Origin of the sequence: Nereida ignava (assembly GCF_047114695.1) — a bacterium.
Lineage (GTDB): Bacteria > Pseudomonadota > Alphaproteobacteria > Rhodobacterales > Rhodobacteraceae > Nereida > Nereida ignava.
In genome coordinates this window covers 2028217-2043796 of the sequence record NZ_CP112885.1, presented here as the reverse complement: position 1 = coordinate 2043796, position 15580 = coordinate 2028217, and the positions used below count along the sequence as shown (strand labels likewise).

The 15580-nt window shown below is 53.9% G+C and carries 16 protein-coding genes; 7 read left to right on the top strand and 9 right to left on the bottom strand.

The annotated features are described in order from the left end of the window. Positions 1-4: 4 nt before the first annotated feature. The 8 genes from OLX08_RS10110 to OLX08_RS10075 all read right to left on the bottom strand — a co-directional run bounded on the left by OLX08_RS10110 (position 5) and on the right by OLX08_RS10075 (position 5847). Complete coding sequence (locus OLX08_RS10110) at positions 5-334, bottom strand: hypothetical protein (protein WP_391481209.1); 330 nt, start codon at positions 332-334, stop codon at positions 5-7. Positions 335-377: 43 nt separating this feature from the next. Further along, positions 378-2183 (bottom strand): succinate dehydrogenase flavoprotein subunit, encoded by a 1806-nt coding sequence (gene sdhA, locus OLX08_RS10105; RefSeq protein ID WP_048599245.1) that lies wholly within the window; start codon positions 2181-2183, stop codon positions 378-380. A 15-nt stretch (positions 2184-2198) separates the two neighbouring features. Continuing rightward, positions 2199-2570 carry a succinate dehydrogenase, hydrophobic membrane anchor protein gene (sdhD, locus tag OLX08_RS10100; protein ID WP_048599244.1) on the bottom strand — a complete coding sequence of 124 codons (372 nt, stop codon included), beginning with the start codon at positions 2568-2570 and terminating at the stop codon, positions 2199-2201. A 15-nt stretch (positions 2571-2585) separates the two neighbouring features. Beyond that, complete coding sequence (gene sdhC, locus OLX08_RS10095; protein ID WP_048599243.1) at positions 2586-2969, bottom strand: succinate dehydrogenase, cytochrome b556 subunit; 384 nt, start codon at positions 2967-2969, stop codon at positions 2586-2588. A gap of 208 nt (positions 2970-3177) precedes the next feature. Beyond that, positions 3178-4212 carry a MaoC family dehydratase gene (locus OLX08_RS10090; RefSeq protein WP_391481208.1) on the bottom strand — a complete coding sequence of 345 codons (1035 nt, stop codon included), beginning with the start codon at positions 4210-4212 and terminating at the stop codon, positions 3178-3180. A gap of 18 nt (positions 4213-4230) precedes the next feature. Next, a complete protein-coding gene (locus tag OLX08_RS10085) occupies positions 4231-4434 on the bottom strand; it encodes a DUF1737 domain-containing protein (RefSeq protein WP_391481206.1) in 204 nt (67 codons plus the stop codon). Between the two features lie 15 nt (positions 4435-4449). Beyond that, positions 4450-5004, bottom strand: coding sequence for an NnrU family protein (locus tag OLX08_RS10080; protein WP_391481205.1), 555 nt, complete (start codon positions 5002-5004; stop codon positions 4450-4452). A 3-nt stretch (positions 5005-5007) separates the two neighbouring features. Then, on the bottom strand, positions 5008-5847 hold the full coding sequence (locus OLX08_RS10075; RefSeq protein ID WP_391481204.1) for an HpcH/HpaI aldolase/citrate lyase family protein: 840 nt from the start codon (positions 5845-5847) through the stop codon (positions 5008-5010). Between the two features lie 160 nt (positions 5848-6007). Between OLX08_RS10075 and OLX08_RS10070 the strand changes: the two genes are divergently transcribed. Then, positions 6008-6292 carry a hypothetical protein gene (locus OLX08_RS10070; RefSeq protein WP_391481203.1) on the top strand — a complete coding sequence of 95 codons (285 nt, stop codon included), beginning with the start codon at positions 6008-6010 and terminating at the stop codon, positions 6290-6292. Here OLX08_RS10070 and OLX08_RS10065 read toward each other — a convergent pair. Further along, on the bottom strand, positions 6289-7041 hold the full coding sequence (locus OLX08_RS10065) for a sulfite exporter TauE/SafE family protein (protein ID WP_391481201.1): 753 nt from the start codon (positions 7039-7041) through the stop codon (positions 6289-6291). The genes OLX08_RS10070 and OLX08_RS10065 overlap by 4 nt on opposite strands. 166 nt (positions 7042-7207) lie before the next feature. Between OLX08_RS10065 and mdh the strand changes: the two genes are divergently transcribed. The 6 genes from mdh to OLX08_RS10035 all read left to right on the top strand — a co-directional run bounded on the left by mdh (position 7208) and on the right by OLX08_RS10035 (position 15571). Beyond that, on the top strand, positions 7208-8170 hold the full coding sequence (gene mdh / locus OLX08_RS10060) for a malate dehydrogenase (protein WP_391481199.1): 963 nt from the start codon (positions 7208-7210) through the stop codon (positions 8168-8170). A 238-nt stretch (positions 8171-8408) separates the two neighbouring features. Further along, on the top strand, positions 8409-9602 hold the full coding sequence (gene sucC / locus OLX08_RS10055) for an ADP-forming succinate--CoA ligase subunit beta (protein ID WP_048599235.1): 1194 nt from the start codon (positions 8409-8411) through the stop codon (positions 9600-9602). A 73-nt stretch (positions 9603-9675) separates the two neighbouring features. Next, positions 9676-10557 (top strand): succinate--CoA ligase subunit alpha, encoded by an 882-nt coding sequence (gene sucD / locus OLX08_RS10050; protein ID WP_048599234.1) that lies wholly within the window; start codon positions 9676-9678, stop codon positions 10555-10557. A gap of 79 nt (positions 10558-10636) precedes the next feature. Beyond that, on the top strand, positions 10637-13603 hold the full coding sequence (locus tag OLX08_RS10045; RefSeq protein WP_391481197.1) for a 2-oxoglutarate dehydrogenase E1 component: 2967 nt from the start codon (positions 10637-10639) through the stop codon (positions 13601-13603). Continuing rightward, positions 13600-15105 carry a 2-oxoglutarate dehydrogenase complex dihydrolipoyllysine-residue succinyltransferase gene (gene odhB / locus OLX08_RS10040; protein WP_391483237.1) on the top strand — a complete coding sequence of 502 codons (1506 nt, stop codon included), beginning with the start codon at positions 13600-13602 and terminating at the stop codon, positions 15103-15105. Before OLX08_RS10045 ends, odhB begins: the two co-directional genes overlap by 4 nt. Positions 15106-15181: 76 nt before the next feature. Further along, positions 15182-15571 carry an MAPEG family protein gene (locus OLX08_RS10035; protein WP_048599231.1) on the top strand — a complete coding sequence of 130 codons (390 nt, stop codon included), beginning with the start codon at positions 15182-15184 and terminating at the stop codon, positions 15569-15571. Positions 15572-15580 lie beyond the last annotated feature (9 nt).

Here is a 15580-nt window from a genome sequence, read left to right as displayed (position 1 = left end):
CTCCTTAGCCTTGAGTTGTCAGACCCGCTTCGGCGATACACTTAATCGCTTCGGGTCGTGTGAGGATGGTTTGAACCGTGTTCAAAGTGCTCTGACTGATTTGACCAATCGCGTCGCGGGTCAGTGACAGAATTTCACCAGATGATGCACTATCGATCACACAGTCAGAATAGGGGGTGATCTGGTTCTTCGGGATAAACAGAAACTGCGTGACGAGGACCTCATCCACAGCGGCTTTGGCCGTTGTGCGCGCCGCTTTATCGACGGCCTGCTCGGCTTTGTCACAGGCACCAAGGGCCAGCACCGCAGAAAGGCAAAGCGCAGCACGGATCATGCTGACCCTCCTGCCAATGAAGTTATCGCAAAGCTGCGCACCATTAGTAGACACGTGCCTTTGGCGCGATTTTCTTCAGGTCGATGCCGCCGTCGTTGTGGCTGGTCAATGGGTTCAGGTGAACACCGCGATAACCCAAGCCCGCCTTCATACCCTCGAACCAAACGAGGCTGTGCTTGCGCCAGTTCTCGTCATCACGATCTGGATAATCTTCGTGGGCGTGTGCACCGCGTGATTCCTTGCGCGCCTCAGCGGCCACAACAGTAGCAACTGCGTTTGGCAGAAGGTTACCAAGCTCAAGCGTTTCCATCAGGTCTGAGTTCCAAACCATTGATGTATCGGTCACCTGAACATCGCTCATGCGTGCGGCGACGTCGTTCATCTTCTCAACACCCTCCGCCAGAGTTTTGTCTGTACGGAACACGGCTGCGTCTGACTGCATTGTCTTTTGCATATCAAGACGAAGCTCAGCAGTTGGCACGTGACCTTTGGCATAACGCAACCCGTCAAAGCGGCTGATCGCAGCTTCTACAGAACGTTGGTTCGGCGTTGGGACAGGCGTTTTCGGGTCAACAACTTCCGCCGCGCGGATCGCAGCGGCACGACCGAACACAACCAAGTCGATCAGTGAGTTTGACCCCAAACGGTTTGCACCGTGAACACTCGCACAACCTGCTTCACCAACGGCCATAAGGCCCGGTGCCACGTTGTCAGGATTATCTTTGGTCGGGGCAAGAACTTCACCCCAATAGTTCGTTGGAATACCGCCCATATTATAGTGCACAGTTGGAAGCACTGGGATCGGCTCTTTGGTCAGGTCAACGCCTGCAAAAATCCGCGCCGATTCCGAAATACCGGGCAAGCGCAGATCAAGCGTTTCTTTTGGCAAGTGGTTCAGGTGAAGGTGGATGTGATCGCCTTCTGCCCCAACACCGCGGCCTTCACGAATTTCCATCGTCATGCAGCGCGAAACAACATCACGGCTGGCAAGGTCTTTGTAAGTTGGCGCGTAACGCTCCATAAAGCGCTCGCCCTCGGAGTTGGTCAAATAACCACCCTCGCCGCGCGCACCTTCTGTGATGAGGCAACCTGCACCGTAGATACCAGTTGGGTGGAATTGAACAAATTCCATGTCCTGTAGAGGCAGACCAGCACGAGCAACCATACCGCCACCATCACCAGTGCAAGTGTGGGCAGACGTTGCGCTGAAGTATGCACGGCCATAACCGCCAGTGGCCAGAACGACCATCTTCGCGCTGAACAGGTGCAGTGTTCCGTCGTCAAGCTTCCAGCACAGAACACCCTGACACTGACCGTCATCGGACATGATCAAGTCAATTGCGAAATACTCAATGTAGAACTCGGCGTTGTTCTTCAGACTTTGACCGTAAAGCGTGTGCAAGATCGCGTGACCAGTACGGTCGGCGGCCGCACAGGTACGCTGCACGGGCGGGCCTTCACCGAATTCGGTTGTGTGACCACCAAAGGGGCGTTGGTAAATTTTACCTTCTTCGGTCCGTGAGAAAGGCACACCGTAGTGCTCAAGCTCATAAACGGCCTTGGGTGCTTCGCGCGCCAGATACTCCATCGCATCCGTATCACCCAGCCAGTCAGATCCTTTGACGGTGTCATACATATGCCACTGCCAGTTATCAGGACCCATGTTAGACAAAGAGGCCGCAATGCCACCCTGCGCTGCAACTGTGTGCGAGCGGGTTGGGAAAACCTTGGTTACACAGGCCGTACGCAGGCCCTGCTCGGCCATACCAAGCGTTGCACGCAGGCCGGCGCCACCGGCGCCAACGACAACTACGTCATATTCGTGTGTTTCGTAATCGTATGCAGTCATGAGTGTGCTCCGATATTACAGCGCGATGCGCGCGATTGAGAAAAGGGCAGTTCCGGCGGCCGCGTAGCTGAGACAAATCACACCAATGATTGTCAGCTTCTTAGCGGGGCCGTGTACGTAGTCTTCGATAAGGGTCTGTGCGCCATTCTTAAAGTGCATCAAACCCACGGTTAGTGTGAGTGCTGCTACAATAGCAGGGAAAGGTTTTGCAAAATATGCGACCATTTCGCCGTGGCTACTGCCGATTACGGGACCAACGGTGAAAACGAATAGTGGGACCAGCAAAAGCAGCGCCACAGAGGACACCATCATGGACCAATGATGTTCTGTGCCTGTCTTCGCAGCCCCAAGTCCAGCGGCGCGTTTACGATCTGTCAAATAAGCCATGTCTGTGCGCTCCGATTAAACAACGAGGACGGTGATAAGGGTCAGAACAACTGATCCAACGAGGCAGACGATGCCCATTTTTTCAGCCTGCTCCACCTCAAGGCCGTATCCCATATCCCAGATAAGATGACGCAGGCCGGCCAGCGTGTGGTACCAAAGACCCAACACAGAAAGCGTCAACACAATGTCGCCAAACCAGCTGGTCAGAACACCGTCAGCGTACGCAAAGTACTCTGGGGAAATAGCAGCAGACAAAAACCACCACACGACAAGCAAAGTTGAGATCAAAAGTGCATTGCCAGTAATCCGCGTCAGGATCGACGTCATTGACGTCAACTGAGGACGGTAAATTGCCAAATGCGGCGAAAGCGGGCGATTGCCACGGTTTACATCGGCCATAGGTGTTCCCTTCGTTGGCTTGCAATGCGCACCTTAAAAAAGGTCGCACGGCTGGGCTAACCCCTTTGTATCTCTTTTTGAATGTGAGTCACGCGCGCAGATGGAGAAAAACTGCTTCGAATTGTCCTAATTCGCATCTTTTTCGAAAAATGTGATCACACACGAAAAATCTGTGATCACATTTAGGGGCTTCTGGTTTCATAGACGCCTAAGTCGGCATCAGCGCCCAATAATCCAGATCAAGCAGCACGTCTGGTGCATATTTCCCGTCGTCGCCACGTAGAATTCCTGCATCACCCTTTGTAGCCACAAGCCTTAACCGGATCGCACCAACACCCTGCACGGCGGTTTGTGCGATGTCCAAGACTTCTGACCACGCACGTATTGTATCGCCTGCAAAACACGGATTCGCATGGGCACCAGAGTTGATGCCCGCTATGATTTGCGCATTTGCTAGTCCGTTAAATGACAAAGCGCGCGCCATTGAGATGACGTGACCGCCGTAAATCAACCGCTTACCATCTGGCCGGTTGGTGGCGTCAAAATGAACCTTTGCGGTGTTTTGCCAAAGACGCGTCGCAAGCATATGCTCGGCTTCTTCAACAGTGACCCCATCAACGTGATCAATGATCTCACCGACGGCATAATCACCAAGCCGGTGCGCTTCACCAGCCAGTTCCGTATCATAGGCGTTGAAATCAAGCCCTGCTGGTACGTTCAACTCGCTTGCTGGGACGACATCACTCAGTTCGGGTATCACTGCCTGCGGTGCGGGTGCATCAAGGTTATTTTTGCGCACCATGACCCAACGCACGTATTCCAGCACAACATCATCATGCTGGTTCAAGCCGCGTGTACGGACCCAGACCACACCAGTTTTGCCATTGGAATTTTGCTTAACGCCGATCACCTCTGATGTAGACCGCAGCGTATCACCAGCCCAAACAGGCTTCAAAAAACATGCCTCAGCATACCCCAAATTTGCGACTGCATTCAAAGAGATATCAGGTACGGTTTTGCCAAAGACCGTATGAAAAACGATCATGTCATCGATGGGGCTACCGCGCAGCCCACACGATTGTGCAAACTGGTCAGAAGAATAAAGCGCGTGACGCGCAGGATAGAGCGCGTGGTAAACTGCGCGCTCCCCCCCGGATAGCGTTCGAGGCACCGCATGACGGATCACATCACCGACCGCATAGTCTTCAAAAAAGCGGCCTGTGTTTGTTTTGTTTGAGGTCATGTAAGTGCCTTTCTGGTCTTAATGTTCGCCAAGCTTTGTGTCGCGCGTATATGTGCCCTCAACCTCTTTGGTGACGGCCTGACCACAGCGCATCACTCCGTTTGCGGCATCCCATGCTTGGGTCGGGCCGTCGTAAAGCTCCCATCCTTTATTCAAGGCATCTGTCACCTTGTGGCAGAAGTCAGACGTGTCATCTTCGGACAAAAATCGATACAGTTTCATAGCTTTCACCTTCAATTAAACGAACGGGTTCACACCCAGCCAGATGTGAATAGCCGCAACAAGACTATAAAGAACCACCGTAATCACGATGAGGGTGATTTCCTTTTTCACTGGTGCCTGAGCAGGCACGTCCCACGGCCCTTCTGCGCGATTGATCAAAGCCATGGCGCCAAGGGCCCATGCCAGCAGTCCGCCGAACAACACCAAAGAAGCCGCATCACCATTGACCAGTAAATGTGCCACCGCCCAAATCGCCACTGCAGCAAGTTGTGGGTGGCGAAGTTTCGTACCAAGCCAGACTTTCGCGGGCTTTGCGGCAGACGCCCCAAAAACATAAAATGCTGCAATCATGGCGAGGTTGTTCACACCGCGCGCCCACTCCGGTGGCGTATAAACAGGGATGAAGTCCGCCATTCGGTAGCCGAAAATCATCATGAGCAAGCTTGCGCCCAAAGCCGCAGTCACCAAAAGGCGTCCTTTATCGCCCAGCGCTGCCCGCGCTGCGGGCGCTAACCGTTTAAAGAAGTGCGCAGCACTCCACAAAATAACACCTGCGATTAGAAGACCCATTATTTAATCCTTCATTGCCTCAATGGCGTGCGCTTTTGCAAGTGTCGCGCGCGCCGTTACGATATGAAGGTTTTCTACGATCTTTCCGTCCACAACAGCAACACCCTGCCCGTCGCGCTCTGCCTGTTCAAACGCTTCGATTTGACGCTTCGACAGATCAATGTCGGCCTCTGACGGCGCAAAGGCGGCATTAGCAACCTCCAGCTGGGCAGGATGAATCAAGGTTTTGCCCTCAAATCCCATGTCACGACCTTGGTCACATTCTATCTTCAGGCCCGCATCATCCTTAAAGGCATTGTAAACCCCATCGACAATAGTGACCCCGTGGGCACGCGCTGCAAGCAGGCACATCTGCAGCGACGTAAGCAGCGGTTCACGATCCGGCCGGTGACGCGTATTGAGATCTTTTGCCAAATCGTTGGTGCCCATAACCATCCCCTCAAGGCGGGGGTGAGCGGCAATTTCAGCGGCGTTAAGAATACCCAAAGGTGTTTCCATCATCGCCCAAATCGGCAAGGTCGTTAATGCCGCAATGGCATCTACATCTGCGGCGGAGTTCACTTTGGGAAGCAGAACCGCATCTGCATCTAAAACACTCAAAACATCGTCACGGCCCCAAGTCGTATCAAGCCCGTTCACACGTACAATCCGCAAACGCGCACCATAATCGGCTGTCGGAAGTGTTTCGGCCAGCAAAGTACGCGCAGGCACTTTTTCGTCGATGGCAACTGCGTCCTCAAGATCGAAAATGATCGCGTCGCACGCCAAACCTTTGGCCTTTTCAAGGGCACGCTCTTTTGAAGCCGGAATATAAAGGACGGAACGGACGGGGCGCTGAGACATCTTCTTACCTCGGTTGAGTAATTATCTTGCGCAGACATCGCATTATTCATGCGATGATTACAAGTACGAATTGCTGCGATGCAGCGCTTGACCCAAGTTAACCAAATGAAAAGGTTAGTATGGGATATATGGCGCGTGTTTGTTTACGAGGAATTTTGGTATGAATTTATTGCTAGCCGCAATGACGTTAACTGCGTCCAGTCAGCATTTGGCCCAATGCGGAAACCGAGCGACGATTGTGGATAACCTTTCCACGAAATATGGTGAGACACGACAATCTGTTGGCCTTGGCGCTGATAACGCTTTGGTCGAGATATTCGCCTCAAACGCTACGGGCAGCTGGACAATTACCGTAACTAAAGCAGGCGGCCCCACCTGCCTTGTTGCTTCGGGCCGTGCATTTGAAAAGACAGGTCAGCTAAGCGTGACCGGCAAAAGCATTTAAGTTAGTGCATCCCAGATCAGCTTGCTGCCAGTAATGACCAACAAAACATAGGTCAGCATGAAGAATGCGCGCTCGGAGATGATGCGATGCGCCCGAACACCAAGCCACGCCCCGATCAACGCAAACGGCGCGAGCAGCAGGTCAATATAAAGGGTTTGCCACGTAAAAACGCCCAAAATGGCGTAAGGAAGCGATTTGAGCGCATTGATCGCCCAGAATGTAAGAACCGTGGTCGCTTGATAGGTCATTTTATCGAGCCGTTGCGCAAGCAAATACACAGCCACGGGAGGCCCGCCTGCGTGACTAACAAAGCTTGTGAAGCCTGCGACACAGCCAGATAAAACTCCGGCCCACCCCGGATATGCCTTCTCACGGCTCGTGATTAGGTTGCGCGCCTTGGCCAACTGAAACGCAACAAACAACAAAGAAACCGCGCCGATCAAAAAGCGAAACACATCAGCGTCTGCCACCTGATACAACCAAATCGCCACAGCGATCCCCGGTAAACTACCGATAATAAGACGGCGGGCTTCTTGCCAATCCCATTTCCCCCAATAAGCCCGAAGTGCCGCGACATCGATGAGCATTAACAACGGCAACATGATTCCAAGCGCCATCGCCGGATCAAGCACAAGCGCGAGAATCGATGCAGCCGCAAAGGCCGCACCCGAGCCAAATCCGGCTTTTGAAATCCCCGCAAAGATCACTGCAGGCACCGCGAGAGCGAAAAACGAAAATGTCAGATCCATCGCGGCTAAGCCTTTGAAAATTGTCGCATTGCCATTTCTTTACGTCAGCGCAGGTTAGCTCAGCAAGGGTGCGCATCCATTCAAAACCTTGCAAGCAACATACTTTGGGTCTAGGCACCGCCCTTGAAACACGACCCCCACAACTCACCTGACCGGAGATACTCACATGGCCAGACCTAAAATTGCCCTTATCGGCGCTGGACAAATTGGCGGCACGCTCGCTCACCTCGTAGCGCTGAAAGAGCTTGGCGACGTTGTTCTGTTCGACATTGCTGATGGTACACCACAAGGCAAAGCACTCGATATTGCTGAAGCTGGTCCGTCCGAAGGTTTCGACGCCACAATGAAGGGCACGACTGACTATGCCGACATCGCAGGCGCTGATGTTTGCATCGTAACAGCTGGTGTACCGCGCAAGCCTGGTATGAGCCGTGATGATCTTTTGGGTATCAACTTGAAAGTAATGAAGTCTGTTGGTGAAGGCATTGCAGCCCACGCACCAAATGCCTTTGTTATCTGCATCACTAACCCGCTTGATGCGATGGTTTGGGCGCTTCGTGAATTCTCTGGTCTGCCCCACAACAAAGTATGCGGCATGGCTGGTGTTCTGGACAGCGCGCGGTTCCGTCACTTCCTGAGCCTCGAGTTCAACGTCTCTATGAAAGACGTCACAGCGTTCGTTCTGGGCGGTCACGGCGACACAATGGTTCCGCTGGTACGCTATTCAACTGTTGCAGGCGTTCCTCTCCCCGATTTGATCGACATGGGCTGGACGACACAAGAAAAGATGGACGCGATCGTTCAACGCACACGTGATGGTGGCGCAGAGATCGTTGGCTTGCTTGGCAATGGTTCTGCTTTCTATGCACCGGCCACATCAGCGATTGAAATGGCCGAAGCTTACCTCAAAGACCAAAAGCGCGTTCTGCCATGTGCAGCGTACGTTGATGGCAACTACGGCCTTAATGGGTTCTACGTCGGTGTTCCAACAGTAATCGGCGCCGAAGGTGTTGAGCGCGTCGTCGAGATCAAGATGAACAAAGACGAGCAAGATATGTTCGACAAGTCGATCAACGCAGTGAAGGGCCTCGTGTCTGCCTGTAAAGAGATCGACAACTCACTGGCTTAAACTACCAATTAGACAGTCTTTAAGGCGCTCCGTTTCGGGGCGCCTTTTTATATTCAAGATTCGCTGATGTGTGAAACTAGTCACAGAAATCACTTCGGCCCCCAAATTTGTGATCACACTTTTTTCAGCTGTGATCACAAATGTCGCTTTTTTCCCAATCTGCGCAAAAAGTTACTCTTATTTAAGCGCGCTTCGTGCTTAGGGTGCTCTAATTGCAGCCAAACGGGACATATTTTCCATGAATATCCACGAATATCAGGCCAAAGCCTTGTTGCGCACTTACGGTGCCCCAGTGAGCGATGGCCGTGCCGTTCTCAAAGCCGAAGACGCAAAGACAGCCGCAGGTGAAATGGACGGCCCGCTTTGGGTTGTAAAAGCACAAATTCACGCAGGCGGACGCGGCAAAGGTAAATTTGTCGAAGCCGACGCTGGCGAAGCTGGCGGTGTACGTTTGGCCAAATCTGCTGAAGAAGCAGCACAAGAAGCAAAACGCATGTTGGGCCGCACATTGGTGACACACCAAACAGGCCCCGCAGGTAAGCAAGTAAACCGCATCTACATCGAAGATGGTTCCGGCATTGAAACAGAAATGTATCTTGCCCTGCTCGTTGACCGCCAAACAAGCCGCGTATCATTCGTGTGCTCAACCGAAGGTGGTATGGACATTGAGGAAGTAGCAGCAGCGACCCCTGAAAAAATCCTGTCGTTCAGCGTTGATCCTGCAACAGGTTTCCAAGCGTATCACGGCCGCCGTATCGCATTCACACTCGGCCTTACAGGTCAGCAGGTTAAGCAGTGCGTCAAATTGATGGGCCAGCTTTACACAGCCTTCATGGAAAAAGACATGGAGATGCTTGAGATCAACCCGCTGATCGTAACTGATGCCGGTGACCTCAAAGTGCTTGATGCCAAGGTAAGCTTTGACGGCAACGCGATCTATCGCCACGCTGATATCGCGGCCCTTCGTGATGAAACTGAAGAAGACCCCAAAGAGCTGGCCGCGTCCAAGTTTGACCTCAACTACATCGCACTCGACGGTGAAATCGGTTGTATGGTTAACGGCGCTGGTCTTGCCATGGCAACGATGGACATCATCAAGCTTTACGGCGCAGAGCCTGCAAACTTCCTTGACGTAGGTGGCGGCGCTACCCAAGAGAAAGTTACCGAAGCGTTCAAGATCATCACATCTGACCCGAACGTCAAAGGCATCTTGGTCAACATCTTTGGCGGCATCATGCGCTGCGATGTTATCGCGGAAGGCGTTGTTGCAGCCGTGAAAGAGGTTGGCCTGAAAGTACCGCTGGTTGTGCGTCTTGAAGGAACCAACGTTGAGCAAGGCAAGGCGATCATCAACAACTCAGACGTTGATGTGATTGCTGCTGACGACCTCAAAGATGGTGCTCAGAAAATCGTTAAGGCGGTGAAGGGCTAAGGCCCTCGCCCATTCGCAACCTCTTCGCGCCCGAGGCGACACCGCCCGCGCACAACATTTAAGGAGACGCAAAATGGCCGTCCTTATTAACGAAAACACAAAAGTCATCTGTCAGGGTTTGACCGGCAGCCAAGGTACTTTCCACTCCGAGCAGGCAATTGCTTACGGCACCAAAATGGTTGGTGGCGTAACACCCGGCAAAGGTGGTCAGTCGCATCTTGACCTGCCGATCTTCAACTCTGTGCACGAAGCAATGCACGTCACAGAAGCAAACGCATCCGTGATCTATGTGCCGCCCCCCTTTGCGGCAGACAGTATTTTGGAAGCAATTGACGCAAATATGCCGCTGATCGTTTGCATCACCGAAGGCATTCCTGTGCTTGATATGATGCGCGTCAAGCGTGCCCTTGAGGGATCAACATCACGTCTTGTTGGCCCCAACTGCCCTGGTGTGATCACTCCGGACGCTTGCAAAATCGGCATCATGCCCGGCCATATCCACCGTCGCGGCAGCGTGGGTGTTGTGTCACGCTCTGGCACGCTCACATATGAAGCCGTGAAGCAAACAACCGATATGGGCCTCGGCCAATCTACGGCTGTTGGCATCGGTGGTGACCCCATCAAAGGCACCGAGCACATCGACGTACTGGACATGTTCCTTGATGACGATGAGACGCACTCAATCATCATGATCGGTGAAATCGGCGGTACAGCCGAAGAAGAAGCAGCCGAGTTCCTTGCAGAGCAACGCAAGAAAGGCCGCTGGAAACCAACCGCTGGCTTTATTGCTGGCCGCACGGCACCTCCCGGCCGTCGCATGGGCCACGCTGGCGCGATTGTTGCTGGTGGCCAAGGTGATGCGGAAAGCAAAATCGAAGCCATGAAATCTGCGGGTATCATCGTTGCGGACAGCCCCGCGACTTTGGGCGAAGCCGTTAAAGAAGCCATCGGCTAACACCTAAAGGGCGCGGCACCTCCCTGCCGCGCCCCATCCTTATTTTTCGCTCGTCCTTCCTTGCCATGAGGCCAAACACATGACCGACCACCCCGCGAATGATCAATTCCATGCATCCTCGTTTATGCAGGGGCACAATGCGGAATATCTCGAGCAGCTCTACGCTCAATATGCCAACGATCCCAACGCAGTGGACGAAGCGTGGCAGGAATTCTTTCGCGCACTTGGCGATGCGGAACTTGATGTAAAAGCCGAAGCAAGCGGACCATCATGGGCGCGTGCAGACTGGCCCCCCATGCCGCACGATGATCTGACTTCTGCGATCACCGGCGAGTATCCAGCGCCTGCCGAAGCGAAAACAGCAGCTAAAAAAATCACAGACAAGGCCGCCGACGCGGGTGTTGAAGTCAGCAATGACGCCATCCAGCGCGCAGTTTTAGACAGCATTCGCGCGCTAATGCTGATCCGTGCCTACCGTATCCGCGGCCACCTTGCCGCTGATCTTGATCCGCTCGGCATGCGCGAGACAACCGCGCACCCAGAGCTTGACCCGAAATCCTACGGCTTCACTGACGCCGATATGGACCGCCCGATTTTCATCGACAACGTTCTTGGTCTGCAAATCGCAACCATGCGTCAGATCGTTGATATCGTGAAGCGGACCTACTGTGGCACTTTTGCGCTGCAGTATATGCACATTTCAAACCCCGAAGAGTCGAGCTGGCTAAAAGAGCGCATCGAGGGTCTGGGCAAAGAAATCCAGTTCACCCGCGAAGGCCGTAAAGCGATCCTTAACAAGTTGGTTGAGGCCGAGGGTTTTGAGAAATTCCTGCATGTGAAATACATGGGCACCAAGCGTTTTGGCCTTGATGGCGGTGAAAGCTTGATCCCCGCGATGGAGCAAATCATCAAGCGCGGCGGCCAACTGGGCCTGCGCGAAATCATTGTTGGCATGCCACACCGTGGCCGTTTGTCTGTTTTGGCAAATGTCATGAGCAAACCTTACCGCGCCATTTTCAACGAATTCCAAGGCGGCAGCTTCAAGCCCGAGGACGTGGACGGTTCAGGTGACGTTAAGTATCACCTTGGTGCATCATCCGACCGGTCCTTTGACGGCAATGATGTGCACTTGTCACTGACCGCAAACCCCTCGCACCTTGAAGCCGTGAACCCCGTTGTTTTGGGCAAAGTGCGTGCCAAGCAGGACCAACTGAACGACACAGACCGCACAGCCGTCATGGGCATCTTGCTGCACGGTGATGCGGCATTTGCCGGTCAGGGTGTTGTAGCCGAAGGATTTGGCCTTTCTGGTCTGCGCGGCCACCGCACAGGCGGCACGATGCACATCGTTGTGAATAACCAGATTGGTTTCACAACTGCGCCGCACTTTAGCCGCTCATCGCCGTACCCCACCGACATTGCGTTGATGGTTGAAGCGCCGATTTTCCACGTGAACGGCGACGACCCAGAGGCAGTGGTCCACGCCGCGAAAGTGGCAACAGAGTTCCGCCAGAAGTTCCACAAGGACGTGGTTCTCGACATTATTTGCTATCGCCGGTTCGGACATAACGAGGGCGACGAGCCCATGTTCACAAACCCGCTGATGTACAAAAAGATCAAAAAGCAGAAGACAACTCTGACGCTTTATACGGACCGTTTGGTAAAAGACGGCCTCATCCCCGAAGGCGAAATCGAGGATATGAAAGCCGCGTTCCAGTCCATGCTCAACACCGAGTTTGAGGCCGGAAAAGACTTTAAACCGAACAAAGCAGATTGGCTTGATGGCCGCTGGTCGCACCTCGATCGTCGCGATGGTGATGACTATCAGCGCGGCACTACAGGCATCGCGGATGAGACTTTTGATGAAGTAGCAAACGCGCTGACACACGCGCCCGAGGGCTATCCGCTTCATAAGACTGTGCAACGTATGCTGGATGCCAAAAAGAAGGCACTTGGTGCAGGCAAAGGCATTGATTGGGCAACCGGTGAAGCGCTTGCGTTTGGTTCTTTGCTTACCGAAGGCTTCCCTGTTCGTTTATCTGGCCAAGACAGTACACGTGGGACATTTAGCCACCGCCACTCTGGCCTGATCAACCAAGACACCGAGGATCGCTACTACCCGCTGAACAACATTCGCGAGGGCCAATCACAGTACGAAGTGATCGACTCGATGCTGTCTGAATACGCGGTGCTTGGCTTTGAATACGGCTACTCTTTGGCGGAGCCTAACGCGCTGACACTTTGGGAAGCACAATTTGGCGATTTCGCCAACGGCGCCCAGATCATGTTCGATCAGTTTATCAGCTCTGGCGAAAGCAAGTGGCTGCGGATGTCCGGCCTCGTTATGTTGTTGCCACACGGCTATGAAGGCCAAGGCCCCGAGCACTCCTCGGCGCGTCTTGAGCGGTTCTTGCAGATGTGCGGCGGTGACAACTGGATCGTGGCAAACTGTACCACACCGGCCAACTATTTCCACATCCTGCGCCGTCAGCTGCACCGTGACTTCCGCAAGCCGCTGGTGATGATGACGCCGAAATCGCTGTTGCGCCACAAAATGGCTGTCAGCACACGCGAGGACTTTACGACCGGCTCGTCCTTCCACCGCGTACTTTGGGATGATGCGCAACAAGGCAACTCTGAGCTGACACTGGCCGCTGATGATAAGATCAAGCGCGTGGTGATGTGTTCAGGCAAAGTCTACTTTGACCTGCTTGAGGAACGCGACGCGCGCGGTCTTGATGATGTGTATCTATTGCGCATTGAGCAGTTCTATCCGTTCCCCGCGATGTCGCTGGTCAAAGAACTGGAGCGCTTCAAAGGCGCTGACATGGTTTGGTGTCAGGAAGAGCCCAAGAACCAAGGCGCATGGTCATTCATCGAGCCCAACATTGAGTGGGTCCTTGACCGGATTGGCGCAAAATCGAAACGTCCGGCCTATGTTGGCCGCGCAACATCCGCATCGCCAGCCACAGGTTTGGCAAGCGCGCACAAAGCACAACAGGCCGCCCTTGTGGACGAAGCCCTGACGATCAAAGGAAAGAAATAATGACCGAAGTTCGTGTTCCTACACTGGGTGAATCAGTCACCGAAGCAACTGTTGCGACCTGGTTCAAAAAGCCGGGCGACGCGGTGGCCGTTGACGAAATGCTGTGCGAGCTGGAAACAGACAAAGTGACCGTCGAAGTACCAAGCCCCGCTGCAGGCACATTGTCCGAGATTGTGGCATCTGAAGGTGAAACAGTTGGTGTCGATGCGCTGCTCGCACAGATCAGCGCGGACGATGCCAAGCCATCGGGCGATACGGACGCCCCAAAGGCGGACGCTGCACCCAAGGCCGACGCAGGTGACGCAGCACAAGCCGTTGACGTCATGGTGCCCACATTGGGCGAAAGCGTGACCGAGGCGACTGTGTCGACATGGTTCAAAAAAGTGGGCGACACTGTCGCGCAAGACGAGATGCTTTGTGAGCTGGAAACAGACAAAGTCAGCGTCGAAGTTCCAAGCCCTGCCGCGGGTGTGTTGTCAGAAATCGTCGCAACCGAAGGCACAACTGTGGATGCAACGGCGAAACTGGCCGTGATCGGTGGCGCCTCAGGTGCTGCTTCATCTGCGCCCGCAGCCAAAACCGAAGCATCTCCTGCGCCAGCCGCATCTGACAAAGACGTTGAAGACGCGCCCTCTGCCAAAAAACTGATGGCCGAAAAAGGCATGTCTGCAGACCAAGTGACCGGCTCAGGCCGCGACGGACGGATTATGAAAGAAGATGTTATGAAAGCAATCGCATCTGCACCAGCCGCCACTGCGGCCGCCCCATCCGCGCCACGCGCACCGGTTTCAGCGGACGACGCATCCCGCGAAGAACGCGTGAAGATGACACGCCTGCGTCAGACCATCGCAAAGCGTTTGAAAGACAGCCAGAACACCGCCGCGATGCTGACCACCTATAACGAGGTCGACATGACCGAGGTGATGGCGCTGCGCAACGAATACAAAGACCTGTTCTTGAAAAAGCACGGTGTAAAACTTGGCTTTATGTCGTTCTTTACCAAAGCCTGTATCCACGCCCTGCGCGAAGTGCCTGAAGTGAACGCAGAAATTGACGGCACAGACATCGTCTACAAAAACTTCGTCCACATGGGCATTGCTGCAGGTACGCCAACTGGTTTGGTTGTACCCGTTATCCGCGATGCAGACGCCATGAGCTTTGCAGGCATCGAGAAAGCGATTGCTGAAAAAGGGGCGCGCGCCCGTGACGGCAAGCTGAGCATGGCCGAAATGCAAGGCGGCACGTTCACCATCTCGAACGGTGGTGTCTACGGCTCGCTGATGTCTTCGCCCATCTTGAACCCCCCACAATCAGGCATCTTGGGCATGCACAAAATCCAAGACCGTCCAATGGCGATCAATGGTCAAGTGGTGATCCGTCCGATGATGTATCTGGCGTTGTCCTACGATCACCGTATCGTTGACGGCAAAGGTGCGGTGACGTTCCTTGTGCGCGTCAAAGAAGCGCTGGAAGACCCACGTCGCCTACTGATGGATCTGTAATCCATGACGTGGCCCGCAGGTCACTTTTGACCGCGCGGGCCGCTTCGACACTTGCTGCAATTAAAGGCACGCTAAAATGACTACAGAGATTTACGTCCTCACCCTCGCGGCCCTTTTGCAGGTTGTTCAGTTCACGCTCTATTCAATCACAGCGCAAATGCAGGTCGGCACAAAAGCCGCCATGTCACCGCGCGACAAGAAAGTTGAACTGCAAGGCACCGCAGGGCGTCTGCAACGCGCCATGAACAACCACTTCGAAGGGTTGATCATGTTCACCATCGCTGTGGTTGTGGTGACGCTCTCGGATCAATCTAGCCCATTCACAGAAGCCTGCGCGCACATCTATCTGATCGCTCGCCTGCTCTATGTGCCTGCCTATGTTCAGGGCCTTGTGCCGTGGCGCAGCTACATCTGGGTGGTTGGTTTTGGCGCAACTGTTGCGATGCTAATCGCTGCCCTCATTTAATACCAAGGA